At 48.9% G+C, this 22,960-nt stretch carries 22 protein-coding genes; all 22 read left to right on the forward strand.

Annotation, left to right across the window (positions count from 1 at the left end; genetic code table 11):
• Position 1 precedes the first annotated feature (1 nt).
• The gene (trpB, locus tag ACFPTP_RS00745) at positions 2-1,195 is read left to right on the forward strand and encodes a tryptophan synthase subunit beta (protein WP_381441444.1); all 1,194 of its coding nucleotides are present in this window, start codon (positions 2-4) and stop codon (positions 1,193-1,195) included.
• On the forward strand, positions 1,192-1,980 hold the full coding sequence (trpA, locus tag ACFPTP_RS00750; RefSeq protein WP_381441445.1) for a tryptophan synthase subunit alpha: 789 nt from the start codon (positions 1,192-1,194) through the stop codon (positions 1,978-1,980). The genes trpB and trpA overlap by 4 nt, the downstream gene beginning before the upstream one ends.
• Before the next feature lie 53 nt (positions 1,981-2,033).
• Entirely contained in the window at positions 2,034-3,008 is a 975-nt protein-coding gene (locus tag ACFPTP_RS00755; RefSeq protein ID WP_381441446.1) for a DUF4003 family protein, read from the forward strand.
• Positions 3,009-3,322: 314 nt separating this feature from the next.
• The gene (locus tag ACFPTP_RS00760) at positions 3,323-4,351 is read left to right on the forward strand and encodes an ABC transporter ATP-binding protein (protein ID WP_381441907.1); all 1,029 of its coding nucleotides are present in this window, start codon (positions 3,323-3,325) and stop codon (positions 4,349-4,351) included.
• Positions 4,332-5,258, forward strand: a complete 927-nt coding sequence (locus ACFPTP_RS00765; RefSeq protein WP_381441447.1) for an ABC transporter ATP-binding protein — start codon at positions 4,332-4,334, stop codon at positions 5,256-5,258. Before ACFPTP_RS00760 ends, ACFPTP_RS00765 begins: the two co-directional genes overlap by 20 nt.
• Positions 5,259-5,272: 14 nt before the next feature.
• Positions 5,273-6,241, forward strand: a complete 969-nt coding sequence (opp4B, locus tag ACFPTP_RS00770; protein WP_381441448.1) for an oligopeptide ABC transporter permease — start codon at positions 5,273-5,275, stop codon at positions 6,239-6,241.
• Between the two features lie 32 nt (positions 6,242-6,273).
• Entirely contained in the window at positions 6,274-7,185 is a 912-nt protein-coding gene (locus tag ACFPTP_RS00775; protein WP_381441449.1) for an ABC transporter permease, read from the forward strand.
• Between the two features lie 23 nt (positions 7,186-7,208).
• Positions 7,209-9,038, forward strand: a complete 1,830-nt coding sequence (gene opp4A, locus ACFPTP_RS00780) for an oligopeptide ABC transporter substrate-binding protein (RefSeq protein ID WP_381441451.1) — start codon at positions 7,209-7,211, stop codon at positions 9,036-9,038.
• A 196-nt stretch (positions 9,039-9,234) separates the two neighbouring features.
• Positions 9,235-10,059 (forward strand): M55 family metallopeptidase, encoded by an 825-nt coding sequence (locus ACFPTP_RS00785; protein WP_381441453.1) that lies wholly within the window; start codon positions 9,235-9,237, stop codon positions 10,057-10,059.
• 13 nt (positions 10,060-10,072) lie between these two features.
• Positions 10,073-11,008, forward strand: coding sequence for an ABC transporter permease (locus ACFPTP_RS00790; protein WP_381441454.1), 936 nt, complete (start codon positions 10,073-10,075; stop codon positions 11,006-11,008).
• Positions 11,008-11,946 carry an ABC transporter permease gene (locus tag ACFPTP_RS00795; RefSeq protein ID WP_381441909.1) on the forward strand — a complete coding sequence of 313 codons (939 nt, stop codon included), beginning with the start codon at positions 11,008-11,010 and terminating at the stop codon, positions 11,944-11,946. Before ACFPTP_RS00790 ends, ACFPTP_RS00795 begins: the two co-directional genes overlap by 1 nt.
• A gap of 110 nt (positions 11,947-12,056) precedes the next feature.
• On the forward strand, positions 12,057-13,043 hold the full coding sequence (locus tag ACFPTP_RS00800; protein WP_381441911.1) for an ABC transporter ATP-binding protein: 987 nt from the start codon (positions 12,057-12,059) through the stop codon (positions 13,041-13,043).
• Between the two features lie 56 nt (positions 13,044-13,099).
• The gene (locus tag ACFPTP_RS00805; protein WP_381441455.1) at positions 13,100-14,767 is read left to right on the forward strand and encodes a peptide ABC transporter substrate-binding protein; all 1,668 of its coding nucleotides are present in this window, start codon (positions 13,100-13,102) and stop codon (positions 14,765-14,767) included.
• A 68-nt stretch (positions 14,768-14,835) separates the two neighbouring features.
• Positions 14,836-15,759, forward strand: coding sequence for a S66 peptidase family protein (locus ACFPTP_RS00810; protein WP_381441457.1), 924 nt, complete (start codon positions 14,836-14,838; stop codon positions 15,757-15,759).
• A complete protein-coding gene (locus tag ACFPTP_RS00815; protein ID WP_381441458.1) occupies positions 15,759-16,865 on the forward strand; it encodes a mandelate racemase/muconate lactonizing enzyme family protein in 1,107 nt (368 codons plus the stop codon). Before ACFPTP_RS00810 ends, ACFPTP_RS00815 begins: the two co-directional genes overlap by 1 nt.
• Positions 16,862-17,806 (forward strand): C40 family peptidase, encoded by a 945-nt coding sequence (locus tag ACFPTP_RS00820; protein WP_381441460.1) that lies wholly within the window; start codon positions 16,862-16,864, stop codon positions 17,804-17,806. Before ACFPTP_RS00815 ends, ACFPTP_RS00820 begins: the two co-directional genes overlap by 4 nt.
• On the forward strand, positions 17,807-18,820 hold the full coding sequence (locus ACFPTP_RS00825) for an ABC transporter ATP-binding protein (protein WP_381441461.1): 1,014 nt from the start codon (positions 17,807-17,809) through the stop codon (positions 18,818-18,820).
• 561 nt (positions 18,821-19,381) lie between these two features.
• Positions 19,382-19,684, forward strand: a complete 303-nt coding sequence (gene ureA, locus ACFPTP_RS00830) for an urease subunit gamma (protein ID WP_381441463.1) — start codon at positions 19,382-19,384, stop codon at positions 19,682-19,684.
• Positions 19,685-19,701: 17 nt separating this feature from the next.
• On the forward strand, positions 19,702-20,067 hold the full coding sequence (ureB, locus tag ACFPTP_RS00835) for an urease subunit beta (RefSeq protein ID WP_381441464.1): 366 nt from the start codon (positions 19,702-19,704) through the stop codon (positions 20,065-20,067).
• Positions 20,068-21,783, forward strand: coding sequence for an urease subunit alpha (ureC, locus tag ACFPTP_RS00840; protein WP_381441466.1), 1,716 nt, complete (start codon positions 20,068-20,070; stop codon positions 21,781-21,783).
• Positions 21,784-21,819: 36 nt separating this feature from the next.
• Entirely contained in the window at positions 21,820-22,266 is a 447-nt protein-coding gene (locus tag ACFPTP_RS00845) for an urease accessory protein UreE (RefSeq protein WP_381441467.1), read from the forward strand.
• Entirely contained in the window at positions 22,208-22,948 is a 741-nt protein-coding gene (locus tag ACFPTP_RS00850) for an urease accessory protein UreF (protein WP_381441469.1), read from the forward strand. Before ACFPTP_RS00845 ends, ACFPTP_RS00850 begins: the two co-directional genes overlap by 59 nt.
• Positions 22,949-22,960 lie beyond the last annotated feature (12 nt).

A 22,960-nucleotide genomic window follows, 5' to 3' on the forward strand; every position in this document is an offset into this window, starting at 1 on the left:
GATGGTTGTTGAGATGAGAAAAGGAAGATATGGGAAGTTTGGCGGGCAATATGTGCCGGAGACGTTGATGTCTGCATTGATCGAGTTGGAGGAGGCGTATGAAGAGGCGAAGGCTGACCCTGCATTTGCAAAGGAGTTGGATTATTATTTGCGGGATTTTGTCGGCAGGGAGAATCCGCTCTATTTTGCGGAGCGTCTGACGGAGAAAGTCGGGGGTGCAAAGATTTTCTTGAAGCGGGAAGATTTGAATCATACGGGTGCCCATAAGATCAATAATTCGCTCGGGCAGGCGCTGCTTGCGATGCGGATGGGCAAACGGAAAATCGTGGCGGAAACGGGCGCCGGTCAGCATGGCGTGGCGACTGCGACGGCTTGTGCGCTCTTCGGGCTGGAGTGCGTCGTTTTCATGGGCAAAGAAGATATCCGCCGTCAGGAGCTGAATGTGTTCCGGATGGAGCTGCTCGGCGCGAAGGTCGTGTCGGTCGATAAAGGTTCGGGGACGTTAAAGGATGCCGTCAATGAAGCGCTACGTTATTGGGTCGCGAATGTGGAAGACACGCATTATGTGTTGGGATCTGCGCTAGGTCCGCATCCGTTCCCAGAAATTGTGCGTGATTTCCAGCGGGTGATCGGTGTGGAGACACGGCGCCAAATCGTTGAGAAGGAAGGACGCTTGCCCGACGCGGTCGTTGCGTGCATCGGGGGCGGCAGCAATGCGATCGGCATGTTCCACCCTTTTGTCGAGGATGAGGGAGTTATGCTCTTCGGTGTCGAAGCGGCGGGGAGTGGAATAGCAACGGGGCTTCATGCGGCAGCGATTGCGGACGGCAAGGAAGGCGTCCTGCATGGGGCGTATATGTATGTGCTACAGGATGAGAATGGTTTCATACAGGAGGCGCATTCGATTTCGGCGGGGCTCGATTACCCGGCGGTCGGACCGGAGCATTGTCATCTGCATGACATCGGCAGGGTGAAGTATACGGCCGTAACGGATGCGGGGGCATTGGAAGGTCTGCAGCTTCTGTCGAGGACGGAGGGAATCATCCCGGCCCTTGAAAGTGCGCATGCCGTCCAGTTTGCTGTGGAACTGGCAAAAGGTATGAGCAAGGATGAACTTGTTGTCGTCTGTCTGTCAGGCCGCGGTGATAAGGATATGCAAACGGTTCGTGATGTGCTTGGAGGTGGATTGAAATGAAGACGTTGGAGAAGAGAATCCGTGAAAGCGTCGAAGAAGGCAGAAAGGCGTTTGTTCCCTATATGATGGCGGGCGACGGAGGTTTAGGGGCGTTGAGGGAGAAGCTCCTCTTTTTACAGGAAGCTGGCGTAACAGCTATTGAAGTCGGCATACCGTTTTCGGATCCGGTGGCGGATGGGGAAGCCATCCAGAGGGCCGGAGAGCGGGCTCTTGCGGAAGGCGTGACACTTCGGAATGTTTTAAAGGAGCTTGAGAAATGCAAAGGGGAAGTGGCGGTTCCTTTAGTCGTCATGACCTATTTAAACCCTGTTTTAGCATTCGGATTGACGCAATTTGTCGAAGCGTGCAGTCGGTCGGGAATTACTGGGTTGATTATCCCCGATTTGCCGTTGGAGGAAAGCGAACCGCTTCGCAATGAATTGAACGGGACGGATATCGCGTTGGTCCCCCTTGTTTCATTGACGAGCCCGGACGAACGCATTGAAAGGATAGCGGAGAGCGCTGAAGGGTTTTTGTATGCGGTGACCGTGAATGGAATTACTGGCGAGCGAAATAAATTCAGTGAGGAACTCTACTCCCATATGCAGCGCGTGAAGGAGATGAGCCGTGTGCCGGTATTGGCGGGGTTTGGCATTTCGACGCAAGCGCAAGTGATTGAAATGGGTAAACATACGGATGGAGTCATCGTCGGAAGCACGATTGTCGAAGCTTTTCATCGAGATGAACTGGAGAAGATCCGCGAATTGGTGCAGACGAGCGCGGAGAAATTTATAATTGTCGATTAACACTGAAACTTTTTGACGCCTATGACGTACATATAGCAAAGGAGTTGTACGGCATGCATTTGGATATGATTAGGCAGGAAGTGGAAACGACATATGATAAAGTGAAATCCTTGGCGGGCTGGAGCGTCGACAAAAACGTAGTGTTGACAATCACTTCGTATTATGTGACGGCTGAGAAAGAGTTCAATGCTGTCGATTTCAACCGCGCTGTGGCTGCTTTGAAGGAACGGGCAGGCTGGTTTTCACCGTTGCGGGGAAATTTGTTGCCGATAATGGCCGCATTCCTTACACGGTCCAACGACTCGATTGATGGCGAAGCGGACCAGTTGATGGATAAACAGCGTGTATTGAAGCAGGCCGGTTTCCGGAATACCATACATTCCTATCTTGCCGCAATGCTCATGGACAATGACGCCACTCGTTTCCAGGAAGAGGCGACTCGTGCGAAAAAGCTATATGATGCGATGAAAAAGCAGCATTTTTTCCTTACATCTGATGATGATTATGCATATGCTGTGCTGCTCAGTAAAATGGGGAACGAACCCGAAGAGCACGCGAAGTCGATGCGCACATATTACGATGCGTTGCATGAAGAGGGGTTCAAAACAGGCAATGAGCTGCAATGGCTGTCGCAGGTCATGACGTATATGGATATCGCTTTCCAACCGCAACTGGTTAAAAGGGCTTGGGAGATTTTCGGAATGCTCCGTGAAGAATTGAAAGCGAAGCCCGTCCATTATCCGATGATCGGATTCCTGACGGTGTTTGATGTCGGGAATGAGGAAATCGAAGAAATCATCAGGCTTGCGAAGGAATTGGAGCAATCGAAACGGTTCAAATGGAACAAGGAAATGGCTTTGTCGGTTGCGATCGGCCACGTTATGCACCGATTGACGGAAAGAGCAGACCAGGTAAGTGTCAGCCTGGCCGCATCCGTCGAGATGATCCTGCGGGCGCAGCAGGCAGTGATGGCCGCCACAGTCGCTGCAGTAGCAGCATCCTCGGCTGCAAGCTCATCGAATAGCTGAGTGAATTAAATAATATCCTTAACAGGAGAAAAGGCTATTGTCTATTAACAATGGCTTTTTCTGCCTGTTTTTTTATTGCTCTAGGCGAATGAATGAAAAAAATTTTTGTATGAAATACCAACAAGAAAACGCTTACATAGCAATGTTTGTAACATATCTGTCACATTAGAAATAATATAAGATTTTGATATTCTAAAAAAACAGTATTGTCAGGACTATCGTTGTGTAGTATATTGAGTTCAATAACTTTAAACGAAATCTGAATATTAGTTATTTGAGAAAGTGTCAGTCAAGTAGTTAGTAAGGAGGAAGTTCTGTTGAAAAACCCGGTTTTGGAAATTAAAGATCTTCGTACGTCATTCAGCATCAAAGGCGATTATTATGCTGCGGTGGATGGAGTTTCCTTTACAGTCCACGAAAATGAAGTCGTTGCAATCGTCGGTGAATCGGGTTGCGGTAAAAGTGCATTGGCCCTTTCGGTAATGGGCTTGCATAACTCGAAAGGAACGAAGCTTGAAGGGCAAGTGAATTTTGGTGGACAAAATTTGCTTACGCTCTCACGGTCCCGTTTGGATAAAGTGAGAGGGAAGGATATCGGAATGATTTTCCAAGACCCGATGACAGCCTTGAATCCACTCTCGACAATCGGTCGGCAAATTGAAGAGCCGATGGATTACCATATGAAGCTTTCCGCAAGCGAAAAGAAAAAACGTACATTGGAACTACTTCGACGGGTTGGCATTAAAAACGAACAACGCGTCTATGAGCAATATCCGCATGAATTATCGGGTGGGATGAGACAACGTGTCGTCATCGCCATCGCGCTTGCTTGCGATCCGGTCCTTCTTCTCGCGGATGAGCCTACGACGGCTTTGGACGTTACGATTCAAGCACAAATCATGGATCTGATGAAAGAACTGCAAAACCAGATGAAAACGGGCATCATCCTGATCACGCATGACCTTGGCGTCGTTGCTGAAATGGCAGACCGCGTTATCGTCATGTATGCAGGTGAAGTTGTTGAAATCGCGGAAGTAAAAGAGCTGTTTGAGAACCCTTTGCATCCGTACACAAGATCATTATTGAATTCAATCCCTTCCAATCTGGAAGCGAAAGAGAAGTTGCATGTCATTGATGGAATCGTTCCATCCATTCAGAATCTAGATCGCAAAGGGTGCCGCTTTGCACCGCGGATCGCTTGGATACCTGAAGAGGACCATGAAGAGATGCCGGAAATGCATGAAGCGACACCGAACCATTTTGTCCGATGCTCATGCTATAAAACGTTCTACTTTCCGGAGGACAGAGTAGGAGAGAGAGAATATGTCGCTACTAACAGTTAATGATTTGAAAGTGCATTACCCGATTCGGGGCGGATTTTTCCGAAAAGTGGTAGACCATGTCAGAGCCGTGGACGGCATCAGTTTTGAGTTGCAGCCCGGTGAAACGTACGGTCTGGTAGGTGAGTCAGGATGCGGCAAGACGACATCCGGACGTGCGCTCATCGGCTTGAACAAAGCCACAAGTGGCGAAATGCTGTTTGAAGGAAAGGACCTTGCCAAGCTGAGCAGATCCGAAAGACGCAATTACACAAAGGATATTCAGATGATTTTCCAAGACCCATATTCATCGTTGAACGGGCGGAAAAATGTCCTCAATATCATCGCTGAGCCACTTCGCAACTTTGAAAGGCTATCAGCGAAAGAAGAGTTGCTAAGAGTGCAAGAGTTGGTTGCGCGTGTCGGGCTAAGCCCCGAGTCAATCTATAAATATCCTCACCAATTCTCGGGTGGACAAAGACAGCGGATCGGGATTGCCCGTGCGCTTGCACTGAATCCGAAACTGATCATTGCGGATGAGCCGGTTTCTGCACTAGACGTATCCGTTCAAGCGCAAGTTTTGAACTTCATGCAGGAGATCCAAGAGGAATTCAACTTGACGTATCTCTTCATCTCGCATGACTTGGGCATCATCCAGCATATGTGCGACCGGATCGGCATCATGTACCGCGGCCGTTTTGTAGAGGAAGGAACAGCATCCGAAATCTACAACAACCCGCAACATGTCTATACAAAGCGTCTGATTGCCGCGATTCCGGAAATGAACCCTGAAAAACGCTTTGAGAAAATGCATTTGCGCCAGGCGATCAATCAGGAATACCAAACTGAATATAACACCTACTTTGATAAAGATGGACGGATGTTCGATTTGAAGAAGATTTCGGATACGCATTCCGTTGCCATGCAGTAAGGGGGATGATGTAAATGTTGAAATTCATTTTACGAAGAACATTGCTCATGATTCCGCAGCTCATCCTCCTCAGTATCATCATCTTCATGCTTTCAAAAGCGATGCCGGGTGATGCGTTAACGAGCGCGTTCATGTCGAATCCTAATGCCTCGGAGGAGCAGATCGAGAAGATCCGAGATAAATTAGGTCTGAACGATCCGTGGTACGAACAATATGGGCGGTGGATCGGAAATGCGGTGCAAGGTGATTTCGGACAATCGTATGTCCACAAACAGCCAGTAACGTCATTATTGGCGGGCAGGATCGAAAATACAGTGCTTCTATCACTCTTTACGGCCATTGTCATCTATCTGATAGCCATACCGCTAGGAATAATAGCGGGAAGATGGACAGATACATGGGCGGATAAAATGATCGTAACGTATAACTATTTCGCTTTTGCGACTCCGTTATTCGTTTTCGCTTTACTGATGCTCTACCTTTTCTCTTTCATATTGGGATGGTTCCCAATCGGGGGAAGCGGAAATATACGGATAGAACCAGGAAGCTGGGAATATATCGTCGACAGGGCAAAGCATTTATTCCTACCTGTTATGTCAGGTGCTTTAATCGGTACGTTCGCAACAATCCAATATTTACGGAATGATATTATCGACCAGAAGATCAAGGACTATGTAAAGACAGCACGATCTAAAGGCGTGCCTGAGGGAAGGGTCTATACCCGCCATATTTTGCGGAACTCCCTTCTGCCGATCGCGGCTTTTCTCGGGTATGAGATCACCGGTCTCATCTCCGGTTCAATATTCATTGAATCCATTTTCAGTTATCCCGGTCTCGGACAACTTTTCCTTCAATCCATTTCGCAACGAGATTTCACTGTCGTTACGGCGCTCGTTATGGTTTCTGGAGCTGCTGTAATCATAGGGACTTTGCTATCGGATATTATTCTAAGCATTGTCGATCCTCGTATACGAATTGAATAGAAGATGAAGAGAAAGAAGAGGAGGGGAAATGAATGACGAATCCAGTTATTGATGAAAAAAGACTAATTGCTCAAGAAAAACTAAATAATCCATCATTTATGCGTACGATTTGGCGTGAAATTAAGCACGATAAAATGGCACTTGGCTCATTGATCTTGCTGACGATTATCGTTTTAGCCGCATACATTTCACCATTATTGATTGACTCGGCTTCTTTGACGCGGGTAAACTTCCTTAACGTCTGGAAGCCGCCATCCGCTGCTAACTGGCTTGGCACTGATGATGGGGGACGCGATGTGTTCGGTCAGTTGATGATTGGAACAAGGAACTCGCTCACAATCGGAGTTGCAGTTACACTCATTGCTGGGATGATCGGCTTGACATATGGCTTGATATCTGGATATTACGGAGGCGCAGTTGACAATATAATGATGCGTATCCTTGAATTCCTCATGGTATTGCCATCCTTAATGTTCATCATTGTATTCGTAACTATCGTTCCAAACTATAATAAGTACACATTCATTCTGATCATGAGTGCTTTCTACTGGTTTGCAAAAGCAAGGCTTATCCGCTCCAGGGCTTTACAGGAAAGGGAGCTTGACTACATCAACGCTTCCAAGACATTAGGAACGCCAAGTTGGAAGATCATGTTCTTTGAAATGTTCCCTAACTTGAGTTCACTCGTCATAGTCAATATGACACTTTCGCTTGCAGGGAATATCGGGATCGAGACAGGGCTAACTTTCTTAGGATTCGGTCTGCCTGCTGGAACTCCTTCACTTGGAACGTTGATTTCGTTCGCAAGGAATCCTGATATTATTAAGAATAAGTGGTGGTCATGGTTACCTGCAGCATTACTGATCCTAGTAATGATGCTGTGTATAAATTACGTCGGGCAAGCGGTCAAACGCGCGTCAGACGCAAGGCAGAGATTAGCCTAAAAAAATAAGGGGAGGTAATACAAATGGCAAAGAAGCAGTTTATGCTACTTGCGAGTCTGTTGCTTGTTCTCAGCGTGTTTTTAGCTGCATGTACAGGCAAAGAAAAAGAAGGCGCCGGTGAGAAAGACCCGGAAAAAGATCCGGAAAAGAAAACAGAAGAACCGACAAAGGAAGAGCCTAAAGAAGATCCAAGCGCTGGCCTAGATTTCCCGATGGATGTATCGAACAAAGCCGAGGCGTTGGAAGACGGCGAATTGACATGGGCAATGGTTACAGATACTCCGTTTGAAGGTACATTAAGCCGTGTGTTCTATTCGGGCGCATATGATTATGAAATCATCTCAAAGTTTGATGAGGATCTACTAGCTGTAGATGGCGACTACTTAATCACAAATGAAGGTGCAGCTACTTACGAAATCTCAGAAGACAATAAAACAATTACTTTAACAATCCGCGATGGAGTGAAATGGCATGACGGTGAGCCGGTCAAAGCAAGTGACCTTCTTTACTCATACCAATTGCTTGGTCACCCTGACTACACAGGAGACCGTTATGATTTCATGATTGAAAACGTTGTTGGTATGCCGGATTACAACGCAGGTAAAACGAAAGAAATCTCAGGAATTGTAGTTTCAGATGACGAGAAACAAATTTCATTAACATTCACAGAAGCGACACCATCGATTTTGTCCGGCATTTGGACGGCTCCGACACCTAGACACCACGTCGGGGATGTTATGACGGGCGAAATTACAATTGAAGAACTTGAATCTTCCGATAAGATCCGTGTAAACCCAATCGGTTTCGGTCCTTACAAAGTTGTAAAAATCATTCCAGGCGAGTCTGTTCTGTACGAACGCTTCGATGACTACTGGAAAGGTAAACCTAATCTTAAATCAATGGTCACGAAAGTTGTAAGCTCTGCTTCTATCCTAGAGGCACTTAAGAAAGGCGAAGTTGATATCGCTTCAGTTCCTGTAGATCAATATCTGAACGCTAAAGACATTGACAATATTGAATTGCTAGCAAAAGTAGACCTTGCGTATACTTATATTGGCTTCAAACTTGGTAAGTGGGATGCAGAGAAGAAAGAAAACGTAATGGATCCAAATGCGAAACTAGCTGACAAACGTGTTCGTCAAGCTATGTGGTATGCAATGGACAACGAAACAATCGGTAAAGAACTTTACCACGGTCTTCGTTTCCCTGCAACATCATTGATCATCCCTGTATTCGCAAGCTTCCATGATGCAGACCTTGTAACACCATCTTATGATCCTGAAAAAGCGAAAGCGCTTCTTGACGAAGCAGGATTTGTCGATGTTAACGGAGATGGCTTCCGTGAAGATGCGGACGGCAATGAGTTCGTTCTGAACTTCGCATCCATGTCAGGTGGAGAAACTGCTGAGCCGATTGCACAGTTCTATATGCAAAACTGGGCTGACGTAGGCATTAAAGTACAACTCCTTGACGGACGTCTACATGAGTTCAACTCGTTCTACGATATGGTGAAAGCTGATGAGCCGAAAATCGACATCTACCAAGGTGCGTGGGGAACTGGTTCTGACCCAGATCCATCCGGTCTATATGGCAGAACTGCTTCATTCAACTACAGCCGTTTCACTAACGAGAAAAACGATGAGCTACTTGCAGCAGGTACATCTGAGAAGGCATTTGATTCCGACTACCGTAAAGATATTTACAAACAATGGCAAGCGCTTATGGCTGAAGAAGTTCCGGTTGCGCCAACTGTATACCGTTATACACTAAGAGGAGTAAACAAGCGAGTTGTTAACTACTCAATCGACCCAGCTACTGAACTATGGTTGTCTGATTTGGGAGTTAGTGAATAAGTAATTATCGTTTCTAATCGATAAACAACCGCCATCCGGGAAACTGGATGGCGGTTGTTTCATTATTTCGAGCGAATCCAGTTCTATATTTTCAGAAATCGTATTGTAATATTCTTAAAAGTTTGATAGGATTGAACTTACCGATTACTAGATTAGACTATCAATTCAGAGAGATAAAGGGATGGGGGAACTAGGTATGAAGATTTACATATCCGTTGATATGGAAGGGATCACGGGGTTGCCCGATTACACGTTTGTCGATTCTGCCAGACATAATTATGAACGTGCCAGGCGTATTATGACGGCGGAAGCAAATGCAATCATTCGCGCAGCAATCGGACAAGGAGCCGAACAAGTCCTCGTGAACGACAGCCATTCCAAAATGAACAATCTGCTTGTGGAAGAACTTCATCCTGATGCGGATTTGATAACAGGAGATTTGAAAGCGTTTTCGATGGTGCAGGCGCTCGACGAATCATTTGACGGAGCCATTTTCGCTGGATATCACGCAAGGGCCGGGCAGCCGGGTGTCATGAGCCATTCGATGACGTTTGGCGTCAGGAATATGCATATCAATGACGTGGCGATTGGTGAGCTCGGATTGAATGCTTATGTGGCAGGCCATTATGGGGTGCCCGTCATCATGGTCGCTGGGGACGATCGTGCATGCAAAGAAGCGGAGGCATTGATTCCAGGAGTAGTGACAGCAGCTGTTAAGCAGTCTATATCCCGTTCCGCTGTGAAAACATTGCATCCGACGAAAGCTCACGCCTTAATTGAAGAGAAAACTGCCGAGGCGATTGCAAAGCGCACGATGATCAAGCCGCTCGTACCTCCGGCAAACCCGGTTTTGCGCATCGAGTTCACGAACTATGGCCAGGCGGAATGGGCGGCGCTCATGCCAGGATGTGAAATCGAGCCGGGAACGACAATCGTGAAATTTGAGGCGAAAGATATCCTCGAAGCGTACCGGGCGATGCTCGTAATGGTCGAGTTGGCAATGCAAACAAAGTTCTGCTAAGGGGGAGTGGCGCATGGCAATTTACATAGTAAAACGATTCTTCATGATGATTGCGACAATCCTCATCATCGCGACACTGACATTTTTCTTAATGCACTCAATACCAGGCTCGCCTTTCGATGAAGAGCGGACATCGAATCCGACGATCCAGGCAAATCTGGAGAAATTCTATAAGCTCGATCAACCGACACATGTGCAATACGTATATTATTTGAAATCAATTGCGACGTTTGACTTCGGACCATCCATTAAAAAGCCGAATGAAACGGTGAATAAATTGCTTGCCAGGGGGTTCCCGATATCCTTCGAGCTCGGAATGGTGACGATCCTCGTCGCCGTCATATCGGGGATTACATTAGGGACATTTGCCGCCTTGCGACATAACGGCATTATCGATTATGCAGCGATGGCGTTCGCGGTTGTCGGGATATCCGTCCCGAACTTCGTATTGGCGACCGTTTTAATCCAGCAGGTGGCGGTCAACTGGAATCTCCTTCCGCCCGCTACGTGGAGCAGTCCACTCCATATGATTTTGCCGACATTGGCGCTTGCGACGGGTCCGACAGCGATCATCGCGCGTCTGACGCGGTCGAGCATGTTGGAAGTGCTGACGCAGGATTATATGAAAATGGCGAGGGCGAAAGGGTTGTCCCCGATGCGAATTGTCCTACGGCACGCGCTGCGCAATGCGCTCATGCCGATTGTGACAATTATGGGGACGATGCTAGCGGGGATTTTGACGGGAACCTTCGTCATAGAAAAGATTTTTGCGATACCGGGCATGGGGAAATATTTCGTCGAGAGCATCAACAACCGGGATTACCCGGTCATCATGGGCTCGACCGTATTCTATAGCGCATTCCTCGTTTTCATGTTGTTTTTAGTCGATATTGTCTATGGATTCCTTGATCCGCGCATTAAACTTCACCGAAAGGAAGGTGATGCGTGATGGTAAGTCATCAGCAAAATGTGCAAGTCCCGGATGAATGGTTCAAGCCGAAAGGGAAAGATGCGGAAAAAGCGGAATCGGTCGTACGCCCGTCGCTCTCCTATTGGAAAGATGCTTGGCGCAGATTGCGGAAGAACAAATTGGCGATGGGCGGACTGGTATTCTTAATTATACTGACGCTGTTTGCAATCTTCGCTCCGATTCTATCACCGCATAATATAGAAACGACCCAATATGCAAACCAGAACTTGCCGCCGTCTTCGAAACATTGGTTCGGAACGGATGACAAAGGATGGGACGTCTTCACGAGAACTTGGCACGGTGCCCGCGTCTCATTATTCGTCGGTGTTGCCGCTGCATTGATCGATTTCTTCATCGGCATCATCTACGGCGGAATCAGCGGCTATAAGGGCGGCAGGACAGACACCGTCATGATGAGGATCATCGAGATCCTATATGGGCTTCCGCATTTGCTAGTCGTTATTCTTTTAATGGTTATCATGGGTCCAAGTTTGACGACAATCATCGTCGCGCTGACGATCACCGGATGGGTCGGAATGGCCCGGATTGTCAGGGGGCAAGTGCTTCAAATCAAGAACTATGAATTTGTAACTGCATCGAAATCATTCGGAGCGAAAACACCTAGGATCATACGGAAAAACTTGCTGCCGAATACAATGGGTCCAATCATTGTTCAAATGACATTGACCGTGCCGAGTGCCATCTTCGCGGAAGCGTTCCTAAGCTTCATCGGGTTAGGAATCCAAGCGCCTGTAGCGAGCTGGGGGGTCATGGCGAATGACGCATTGCCTGTCATCCTGTCAGGGCATTGGTGGAGATTATTCTTCCCTGCGTTCTTCATTTCAATGACAATGTTTGCATTTAACGTCCTCGGAGACGGTATGCAAGATGCACTTGATCCGAAACTGAGGGGGTGAAGGATTTGAGAGAGAGAAAATTTGCACCGATCGATAATGGCCAAGGCGGAACAGCGGTTGCGCCGGAACCCAAACGATTGCGCAAGCGCAAAAAAACGTTTACGGAAGTCATGCTTTCCGTCCAGGATTTGCATGTGTCATTCAAGACGTTCGGTGGGGAAGTGCAGGCGCTCCGCGGCGTTTCGTTCGATCTGTACAAAGGGGAAACACTCGCGATTGTCGGAGAGTCGGGTTGCGGGAAGAGCGTCACCGCGAATACGATCATGGGTCTCATTCCGAAACCGGCGGGGCGCATTAAAAATGGAAGTGTCCTGTTTAAGGGAAAGGATTTGACGAAGCTTGATAAATCCGAAATGAGGAAAGTGCAAGGGGTCGACATTTCGATGATCTTCCAAGACCCGATGACCGCCTTGAATCCGACACTCAAAATCGGCGAGCAGTTGACGGAAGGGTTGCGTACCCACCAAAAAGTGAGTAAAGCCGAGGCTCGCCAAAAAGCGATCAATTTGCTGGAGGTGGTCGGCATCCCGAATCCGGAAGAACGGATGAAGCAATATCCCCATCAGTTTTCCGGTGGGATGAGGCAGCGGATTGTCATTGCAATCGCCTTGATCTGCGAGCCTGAACTGCTCATTGCGGATGAGCCGACGACTGCACTCGACGTCACAATCCAAGCGCAGATTCTTGAGTTGTTCGAGGAAATTCAGGAACGGACCGGTGTTTCGATCATTCTTATCACGCACGATTTGGGGGTCGTAGCGAAAATAGCGGATCGGATAGCGGTCATGTACGCGGGAAAAGTCATTGAAATCGGCGATAAGCGTGAAGTGTTCTACACACCGCAGCACCCTTATACGAAAGGGCTGCTCGCTTCCGTTCCAAGGCTGGATCTGAAGGAGGAAGAGCTTCAACCGATTGAAGGGACGCCACCGGATTTATTCGCACCGCCGATCGGTTGTCCTTTCACAGCCCGGTGTCCGTTCGCGATGGAAGTATGCGATCGAATCTATCCGGCGACGACCGGCTTATCCAATACACACGCCGTCGATTGCTGGCTGCAGGATGAACGGGCGAAAAAATTGTTCGACCACAACTAAGGTTTTTCGCACGAAAGTGCTTAGCAAGTCATATATAAACAAAGGGGGCTTTTGGAATGAAGAAATGGTTAACATTTTTGATGGTGGCAATGCTTGCGCTAGTTCTTGCGGCATGTACCGCAAACAAAGACGCGGGCAAAGAGCCGGAGAAACCGGCCGACAATACGCCGAAGGATGAAGGAAAAGAAGAAGGCAAGACAGATGAAACGGCTTCCGGAGAGAAGATCCTCCTCATGAACAATGGGAATGAGCCAACATCGTTCGATCCGTCCATCGGATTCGACTCAGTATCTTGGAGCGCGCTTAACAATATCATGGAAGGTCTGACACGCCTTGATAAGGACCATAAAGCGGTCGAGGCGACAGCTGAAAAAATCGATACTTCCGAAGATGGATTGACGTATACATTCACAATCCGCGAAAATGCAAAATGGTCGAATGGCGATCCGGTAGTAGCGGGCGATTTCGTATTCGCCTGGAAGCATATGTTGAATCCGGAAACAGCATCACCTGCAGCGTTCCTTGCATACTTCATCGAAGGGGCGGAAGCGTACAACAATGGAGAAGGTTCCCCTGATGACATCGCTATCGAAGCGAAGGACGAAAAAACGTTCGTCGTCAAATTGACTTCGCCGAACGAAGCATTCTTGAACATCGTTACAAATCCAAGCTTCTTCCCAATCAACGAAAAAGTGGCGTCTGCTGATCCAACTTGGCATACGGAAGCCGCAACATTCGTAGGGAACGGTCCATTCAAACTGAGCAAATGGGATCATGATGTAAGTTTTGAATTTGAAAAGAACGAACATTATTGGGATGCGGCTGCAGTCAAGTTGGATAAAGTCCACTGGGCAATGGTTAACGACACTACGACAGCCTATCAAATGTATCAAGCCAATGAATTGGATGTGACTGGCGTACCGTCAGAAATCGCGGATCAATTGAAGGATAGCCCGGAATTGCGCGTTGATGATCAAGCGGGCTTGTACTTCTACCGCCTCAACACTTCTATGGAACCATTCACGAATAAAAAGATCCGCCAAGCATTCGCATTTGCGGTCGATCAAGAGGAAATCGTTAATTTTGTAACGAAAAATGGCGAGAAGCCGGCACACGGCTTCGTCACATACGGCTTCATCGGGCCGGACGGCAAAGAATTCCGTGAAACTGTAGGCGACCTTGTTTCCTTCGATCCGGAAAAAGCGAAACAACTTTTGGAAGAAGGAATGAAAGAGGAAGGCTATTCGGAGCTGCCGAAAGTGACGATCACCTATTCAACTAGCGAATCGCATCAGAACATTGCAATCGCACTTCAATCCAAATTTAAAGAAGTACTCGGTGTTGACACAGAGCTACAAAACGTGGAAAGCGCAGTATTCGCTTCGGAGCAAAAAGAGTTCAAATACCAAATGTCCCGTTCCTCTTTCTTGCATGACTATGCAGACCCTGTGAACGCGCTTGAAAGCTTCATCACTGGCTCTTCCATGAACCGTACAACATGGTCGAACGCGGAATACGATAAGCTCATTGCGGACATTAAAAATGAAACAGACGAAAACAAACGTTGGGAATTGCTGAAGCAAGCAGATAAGCTTCTAATGGATGAAATGCCTGTATTCCCATTATACTTCTACAACTCGACATCACTTGAAAAAGAAGGCGTTTCCGGGATTCTGCGCCACCCTGTCGGCTACGTCGACTTGAAATACGCAGATAAGAACTAATGCACAAGTCGCGGTGTCCGTCATGGCGCCGCGACTTTCCAATTTTGATTGAAAGAGGTGGCAGGAGAATGAGAATACGACCGAAAAGGCTTCAACGGGGGGATACGATCGGCATCGTTGCGCCGTCGAGCCCGCCGAATCAAGAAAACCTGGAGCGTTCCCTCGCTTTTCTGGAACAGCTTGGCCTGAAATGGAAATTCGGACAATATGTGAAAAATGTCAATGGCTATTTGGCGGGGACGGATGATGAACGGCTGCAGGACTTGGAGGACATGTTCGCAGACCCGTCCATCAGCGGCATCATTTGCGCGGGCGGCGGTTACGGTTCTGCACGCTACACCGATCGGCTCGATTTGCAGCTGATCCGGGAAAATCCGAAAGTGTTCTGGGGATTCAGCGACATCACATTCCTTCATACTGCCATGGGTCTTTACTCGAATCTCGTCACCTTCCATGGTCCGATGCTCGCATCGTGCGTCGGGAAAGACACGTTCCACAAACTTTCCGCAAAAATGTTTCATCAACTATTCGAACCGATGGAACTGCATTATACGGAGGATATTTCACCACTGACGGCGATTGCCGGGGGCAGCGCGCAAGGCGAACTCGTCGGAGGCAACTTATCACTCCTTGCGGATACGATCGGGACTAAATTCGAAATCGATACGAAGGGCAAGCTGCTGTTCATCGAAGATGTCGGCGAAGAGCCGTATCGGGTCGATGGAATGTTGAATCAGCTGCGCATGGCAGGGAAACTTGCAGACGCGGCGGGCATCGTCATCGGGGATTTCTCTGACGTTGAGCCGAAGAAGCAACAGAAGACCTTATCGTTGGATGAAGTGTTCCGACATTATTTGGGCGGCTTGGAGAAACCGGTTGTGGAGGGCTTCAAGATAGGCCACTGCGAGCCGCATTTCGCGATTCCGCTAGGAGCCGATGCGAAGCTGGACGCAGATCAAAAAACTTTGACGATTTTGCCGGGGGTGGAGTGATGCGAATCCAATCAATCGAAACAATTCCTGTCGCCGTTCCACTGACGAAGCCGTTCAAAACGGCACTCCGGACAGTGACGACAGCATATGCAATCTACGTGAAAATCACTAGTGTTGACGGACAGATCGGTTGGGGGGAAGCACCCCCGACCCACGTCATCACAGGCGACTCCCTCGGCAGCATTACATACGCGATTGAAGAGGTGATCGCGCCCCTTTTGATAGGGAAGGATTTACGGAATCGCGAGGAGGTCTTCCGTTTGTTGAAACGGTCGATCGTCCGCAATACAAGTGCGAAGGCTGCCGTCGATATGGCCATCCATGATTTGCTTGGCCAGCTGGCGGGATTGCCTCTCTATCAACTGCTTGGTGGATTCCGGGATAAAATCGAAACCGACTTCACGGTGAGTGTCAATGATGCGGCAGAAATGGCAGATGATGCAGAACGTTATATTGCTGACGGCTTTAACGTTCTGAAAGTGAAAGTCGGTATCGGGGAGATTGGCGAGGATATCGAACGTATCATGGCGATCCGGGAAAGGGTCGGTGCTGGTCCGAAAATCCGGTTGGATGCGAACCAAGGATGGAAGCCGAAAGAGGCAGTTTTCGCGATTGGAAAGATGGAGGACGCCGGGCTGGATATCGAATTGATTGAACAACCAGTTGCTGCGGATGATATTGAAGGACTTCGGTACGTAACGAAGCATACACTGACGCCGATCATGGCGGATGAAAGCGTGTTTTCCGCGAAAGATGCGCTCCGTGTGTTGGAGATGCGTGCAGCGGATTTGATTAACATCAAGCTCATGAAATCTGGAGGGATCCATGAGGCGTTGAAAATCAATGCATTGGCCGAAACGTATGGCGTTGAATGCATGGTCGGCAGCATGATTGAGACGAAGCTCGGCATTACGGCGGCAGCCCATTTGGCGGCAAGCCAGCCGAACATTACAAGATTCGATTTCGATGCGCCGCTTATGTTGGCGGAGGATATTGTCGCTGGCGGTATCACTTATGACGGCAGGGTCATCCAGCTGCCTAAATGGCCGGGGCTCGGATTAGATCAGGAAGGAATGGGACGGATCGGGAAGGAGGAAGAACATTGACGGAGTTGACAGTGAATATGTATGCGTGTACGGTGCCGGTTGCGACAGTCTGGACTTCGCCGGAATCCGCACGTGACTTGGATGCGGACGGAGTTTCCAATCCGCTTCATTTGAATAAATGGCTTGAGAGGCTTGCCTATGAAGAGAGGCTGGATCTATGCAACGCCAATCGGGTGCAGACGCAGTTGTTGTACGGCGAGCCGGTCATCGTCGATGAAATCGCGGGTGATTGGGCGAGGGTCATTGCAGTATGGCAGCCGTCGAAGAAGGATGAACGAGGGTATCCTGGGTGGGTGCCAGTGCGTCAATTGAAAAAGGCGTCCCCGTTGACGGAAGCGGGTGGATTCGTCAGAGTAGCGGTCGCGAAATCGCAATTATGGAATCCGGACGGGACGCCGCTCATGATCGTGCCGTTCAATACAATCTTGCCGCTGACTGATGAAAGCGACGATCACTTCCATGTGGAAACGCCTGATGGGGAAGCATTGGTGTTGAAATCGGATATTGTACGTGCGCCATCCGTCCATCAATTCAAAAAGCGGAAAGCAACGGCGGCTGTCGAAGAGGGGCTCGCTTATTTGGATCTTCCGTATTTCTGGGGCGGCATGTCGTCATACGGCTTCGATTGCTCGGGCTTCACGTACAATATGCTGAAAGCTTGCGGGCATTTCATTCCGCGAGATGCCAGCGACCAGGCGAAAAGCGGCGAGGAAGTGCCGATGGATAAGCCGGAGCGATGGGAAAAGGGGGATCTGTTATTCTTTGCGAATGACGAAGGGAAAGGCAATGTCCGGCACGTCGGGTTTTATTACGGAAACGGGTTGCTCCTGCATTCGCCTTCGACGGGGCAATCCATCGAACTATTGAAGCTTGAGGGCTCGAAGCTGGAGCGGGAGTTGTGCGCAGTCCGCCGTTATGGCAACGATGAAGGGGGAAATTGAATGGCTGGAGATGTAATTTTGTCCGTTAAGGATTTGAAGCGCCATTTCGATGTGGGCAAAGGGTTGACGCTGAAGGCAGTCGACGGGATCAGCTTTGACATTTTAAGAGGGGAGACGTTCGGGTTAGTTGGCGAATCGGGCTGCGGCAAATCGACCGCGGGACGGACGATTTTGGGTCTGTACAATAAAACCGACGGCGAGGTATTGTACGAAGGTCGTAGCGTCCATACGATGACCGATAACGAACGGCAGCGCTTCCTGAAAAAGATGCAAATGATCTTCCAGGATCCGTACGCTTCATTGAATCCCCGTTCGACTGTCTATGAAATCATCGCCGAGCCGATGCAGATTCACGGCATGTATAAGACGCAGGCGGAAATGCGGGCGCGTGTGAATGAATTGCTCGAGGACGTGGGCTTGAACCGTGATCATGCGAACCGCTATCCCCATGAGTTTTCCGGAGGTCAACGGCAGCGGATCGGCATCGCCCGGTCGCTCGCGCTCGATCCGGAGTTCATCATTGCGGACGAGCCGATTTCCGCGCTCGATGTGTCCGTGCAGGCGCAAGTCGTCAAGCTGCTTCAGCGGTTGCAGCGGGAGAAGGGCTTGACGTATTTGTTCATCGCGCATGATTTGTCGATGGTCAAATATATTTCGAGCCGGATCGGCGTCATGTATTTGGGGCATATGGTGGAGCTCACGACGAGCGCGCAGCTCTATGACAAGCCTTTGCATCCATATACGGAGGCGCTGTTGTCGGCGATTCCGATTCCGGATCCCGATATTGAAGAGTCGCGTGAACGGATTCTTTTACAAGGGGAGCTCCCGAGCCCGATCAATCCGCCATCCGGCTGCGTTTTCCGGACACGCTGTCCGTACGCGATGCCGGTGTGCGGCGAGTTGAAGCCGAAATGGCTTGAAAAGGAAGAAGGGCATTTCGTCGCTTGCCACTTGCATGATGAAGAAGTGATGAAGCGGTCGGATGCGGTGAAGGTGCCGGTGGGGTCGTCCTGATTTAATCAGGGCGGCTTTTTTCTTGCCGTGGAAGTATATAATTTTCCTCGGTGATTCGATGTCGCGCCGAATGCCTTTGACAAACTAACGGGATTCTCCGTATGTCAAAAGTCCTAAAATGATCATTGCGGAAGAAAAGTCGCGCATAACTCACCAAAATTTGCTCATAACCCCACGAAAGTTGCTCATAACTCACCCAAATTTGATCATACCCTCACTGAAATTGCGCATAACTTATCAAGGCCACCCATACAGGTTTGCTACGCGGGCCGCCGTATGGCTTTAACGCCCTAAACGACGCGATTTCCTAGAAAAAACTTCCGGTTTCCGTTAAAGTTGCCAAGGAATTTCGGTTGTCTTATAATGGAATCGTTGTAATCCCTCAATTCCCTCAAATTGCCTGCGTTTTGCCAGGTCCCAATCAACCGGACGTCATCGTCCAACCTTGCATGTTCTTGCAAATATAAGAAATCGAAAAAATTGAATAGAAGTAGTGGACAAAGTAGAATACTGTCTATAGTTGTCTAAAATGTCTGATTAAAAAGTCGGGGGTGTTTTTCGTTGAAGTTATCACCAGTTGAACAGGAAAAGTTAATGTTGCATGTGGCAGGAGAGCTTGCGTTAAAACGGAAGGAGCGGGGTATCAAGTTGAATTACCCTGAAGCCGTCGCTCTTCTTTGCCATTTTATTATGGAGGGCGCGCGTGAAGGGAAGTCTGTCGGGCAGCTGATGAGTGAAGGAAAGCAAGTACTAACAGTCGACGATGTGATGGAAGGCGTCGAAGATATGGTGAAGGATGTACAGATTGAGTGCACGTTCCCGGATGGGACGAAACTCGTTACGGTGCATCACCCAATTCAATAATAGAGGGGGTTTTTCGTTTGAAACCAGGAGAAATCAAAACGGCTGAAGGATGGATCGAAATCAATGTGGGACGTGATACGAAGACGGTGAAGGTTGCGAATACAGGTGACCGTCCGATTCAAGTCGGGTCTCATTTCCATTTCATCGAAGTGAATAAGTTTCTTGAATTCGATCGCGAAGACTCTGTTGGAATGCATTTAAACATTCCTTCCGGGACGGCGGTGCGTTTTGAGCCGGGCGAGGAGAAGGAAGTGGAGCTCGTCGAGTTTGGCGGAAGGCGCCATGTGTTCGGATTAAATAATTTGACGGAAGGTTCCACTCACAAAAAGGAAGAGATTGTCGAGAAGGCATCGGATGGCGGATTTAAAGGAGCTGACAGTTAAGTGAGAATTACACATGAGCAGTACGCAAGGATGTTCGGCCCGACTGTGGGCGACAAGGTCCGTTTAGCGGATACCGATTTATGGATTGAAATTGAAAAGGATTACACGACGTACGGTGACGAGGGTATTTTTGGAGGCGGGAAGTCCCTTCGGGTATCGATGGGGCAGAACGGCGAAAAGACGTCAGAAGATGGCGTATTGGATACAGTCATTACGAATGCGACGATCATTGATCATACAGGGATCGTAAAGGCGGATATCGGAATCAAGAACGGTAGGATCGCGGGCATCGGCAAGGCGGGGAATCCGAATACGATGGACGGTGTCGATCAGGGCATGATCATCGGTGTCGGTACAGAAGTATATGGTGGTGAAGGTTTGATTGCGACAGCAGGTGCAATTGACACGCATATCCACCTCATCAGTCCGCAGCAGGTAGATGTGGCGTTGAATGCCGGAACGACGACATTCATCGGCGGAGGGACAGGCCCTGCGGCAGGTTCGACTGCGACGACGGTGACTCCGGGGAAATGGCATTTGCATCGGATGCTTCAGCAAATTGAGGACATTCCGTTGAATATCGGCATCTTCGGGAAGGGAAGCGCCGCTTTTCCTGAGCCGCTCGTTGAGCAAATCCGTGCAGGCGCAATTGGCATGAAAATCCATGAGGACTGGGGAGCGACTCCACATGCATTGGACCAGAGCTTGAAAGTGGCGGATGAGTATGACATCCAGATCGCTTTGCACTCCGATACGTTGAATGAGGCAGGATTCGTCGAGGATACGATCAATGCGATCAATGGGCGCGTCATCCACGTCTTCCATACAGAGGGAGCGGGTGGGGGACACGCGCCGGACCAGTTGAAAATGGCGTCATTGCCGAATGTATTGCCGGCGTCGACGAACCCGACGAAACCGTTCACGGTCAATACGATTGATGAGCATATGGACATGCTGATGGTGTGCCACCATTTGAAACGCGATTCGCCGGAAGACATCGCTTTCGCGGATTCGCGTATTCGTCCTGAGACGATTGCGGCTGAAGATATTATGCAGGACATGGGAATTTTGAGCATCATGTCTTCAGATTCCCAGGCGATGGGCCGGGTCGGGGAAGTGGCAATCCGGACGTGGCAGACGGCGGATAAGATGAAGAAGCAGCGCGGTCCGCTCCCGCAAGACGAAGGGAAAGACAATGATAATTACCGCGTCAAGCGTTATATCTCAAAATATACGATTAACCCTGCAATTGCCCAAGGGATTTCGCATGAAATCGGATCTATTGAAGAAGGGAAATTGGCGGATATCGTTTTATGGGATCCGGCATTTTTCGGTGTCAAAGCGCAAGTCGTCATTAAAGGCGGTATCGCTGTATACGCGATGACGGGTGATCCGAATGCTTCCATTCCGACACCACAACCGATGATGGGCCGCAGAATGTACGGCTACCACGGACAAGGTCCGCAAAATGCCGCGATGACATTCCTGCCGAAGATTGCGGTGGAAGAAGGCCTTCCGGAACAGCTTGGACTGAAGAAGATGATCGGAACGGTGCAAAATTGCCGCAACGTATCGAAGGCGGATATGAAGCATAATAGCGAAATGCCGGACATCGACGTCGATCCGGAGACATATGAAGTGAAAATCGACGGAGAACTCGCAACATGCGAGCCGGTCGACGTACTCCCTATGGCTCAAAGGTATTTTTTATTCTAATGAAACCGGAGTCTTTGCAAAGAAGGAGAATGCAAGATGCTAATTGAAAAAATCATAGGCAATATCGGCGATACAGAAGAAATTCCAGGAAAACGCATTGAGTGGCTCGAACTGGAATGGGAAGAATTAAGCAAGCGGATCTTGCGGACGGAAACGACAGAAGGCGCGGATGTCGCATTGCGCATCGACCAAGAAGAGCCATTGAAATACGGAGATCTTCTGTTCGAAGATGACAATCGCGCCATCGTGATCCGGACAAAAATGGAACCGGTCATCGTCATCCGCCCGAAGGATATGGTCGAGATGGGCAAAGCCGCATTCGAGCTTGGCAACCGCCATACGCCTGCGTTAATTGAAAAAGATGAAATTGTCGTCCGTGCAGATCACACGCTGGCGCCATTATTGGATGAGGTGGGTGTGGACTATGAAACGACAGAACGCAGATTTAAACAACCTTTCAAATACCGTGGCCATTCCCACTAATATTCAGTTTCTACGACTGCTTCAAATCCACGACTCGGCATTCCCGATCGGTTCCTACACGCAATCATATGGGATGGAAACATATATCCAGGAAGATACAATCCGGACGAAGGAAGACCTGATTGCATTTTGTACGACATTCCTTCATCAGAATCTCGTCTATGGCGATGCGATCCTCATTCAGGAGGCGCATAAGGCTGCAAAGGATCGGGATACCGACCGGCTTCTGCATTTGGAAAACCTTTGCGGGGCTATCAAGCTTGCGAAGGAATCCCGGGATGCTAGCGTCAACTTGGGCAGGCAGTTCATCCGTACGGTTTCACCGCTCGTTGAGAATGCTTTCTTCGACGAGTGGAAAAACCGGATCGGTGCGAATGGAATCAAGGGCCATTATGCGATCCTTTACGGTATTTATTGCGCAGTCAACGAAATAGATGCGCATTATGCAGTCCTTTCGTATTTATTCGCAACGGTGAATGGACTTGTTACAAACGCCGTACGTGCAGTGCCGTTCGGGCAAAATACAGGTGTGCAGGCAGTCCATCAACTATCGGAAGAAGTCGTTGCAGCTGCCGGAATTGTCGCCGGTTTGACAGAAGCGGATATTAGCAATAATGCGCTTGGCATCGAGCTTGCATCGATGAAGCACGAGTATTTATATTCAAGATTATTCATTTCATGACAGGAGGCGTTT

Origin of the sequence: Sporosarcina koreensis, assembly GCF_042655825.1 — a bacterium.
In the GTDB taxonomy this organism is placed as follows: domain Bacteria; phylum Bacillota; class Bacilli; order Bacillales_A; family Planococcaceae; genus Sporosarcina; species Sporosarcina koreensis.

Bases quoted from the DNA above. Each gene is read 5' to 3' on its own strand.
- ACFPTP_RS00805 (WP_381441455.1), top strand. From the start codon at position 13,100: ATGAAGAAATGGTTAACATTTTTGATGGTGGCAATGCTTGCGCTAGTT.
- ACFPTP_RS00785 (WP_381441453.1), top strand. From the start codon at position 9,235: ATGAAGATTTACATATCCGTTGATATGGAAGGGATCACGGGGTTGCCC.
- trpB (WP_381441444.1), top strand. From the start codon at position 2: ATGGTTGTTGAGATGAGAAAAGGAAGATATGGGAAGTTTGGCGGGCAA.
- ACFPTP_RS00755 (WP_381441446.1), top strand. From the start codon at position 2,034: ATGCATTTGGATATGATTAGGCAGGAAGTGGAAACGACATATGATAAA.
- ACFPTP_RS00790 (WP_381441454.1), top strand. From the start codon at position 10,073: ATGGCAATTTACATAGTAAAACGATTCTTCATGATGATTGCGACAATC.
- ACFPTP_RS00810 (WP_381441457.1), top strand. From the start codon at position 14,836: ATGAGAATACGACCGAAAAGGCTTCAACGGGGGGATACGATCGGCATC.
- trpA (WP_381441445.1), top strand. From the start codon at position 1,192: ATGAAGACGTTGGAGAAGAGAATCCGTGAAAGCGTCGAAGAAGGCAGA.
- ACFPTP_RS00795 (WP_381441909.1), top strand. From the start codon at position 11,008: ATGGTAAGTCATCAGCAAAATGTGCAAGTCCCGGATGAATGGTTCAAG.
- ACFPTP_RS00775 (WP_381441449.1), top strand. From the start codon at position 6,274: ATGACGAATCCAGTTATTGATGAAAAAAGACTAATTGCTCAAGAAAAA.
- ACFPTP_RS00815 (WP_381441458.1), top strand. From the start codon at position 15,759: ATGCGAATCCAATCAATCGAAACAATTCCTGTCGCCGTTCCACTGACG.
- ACFPTP_RS00845 (WP_381441467.1), top strand. From the start codon at position 21,820: ATGCTAATTGAAAAAATCATAGGCAATATCGGCGATACAGAAGAAATT.
- opp4A (WP_381441451.1), top strand. From the start codon at position 7,209: ATGGCAAAGAAGCAGTTTATGCTACTTGCGAGTCTGTTGCTTGTTCTC.
- ACFPTP_RS00825 (WP_381441461.1), top strand. From the start codon at position 17,807: ATGGCTGGAGATGTAATTTTGTCCGTTAAGGATTTGAAGCGCCATTTC.
- opp4B (WP_381441448.1), top strand. From the start codon at position 5,273: ATGTTGAAATTCATTTTACGAAGAACATTGCTCATGATTCCGCAGCTC.
- ACFPTP_RS00800 (WP_381441911.1), top strand. From the start codon at position 12,057: ATGCTTTCCGTCCAGGATTTGCATGTGTCATTCAAGACGTTCGGTGGG.
- ACFPTP_RS00765 (WP_381441447.1), top strand. From the start codon at position 4,332: ATGTCGCTACTAACAGTTAATGATTTGAAAGTGCATTACCCGATTCGG.
- ACFPTP_RS00850 (WP_381441469.1), top strand. From the start codon at position 22,208: ATGAAACGACAGAACGCAGATTTAAACAACCTTTCAAATACCGTGGCC.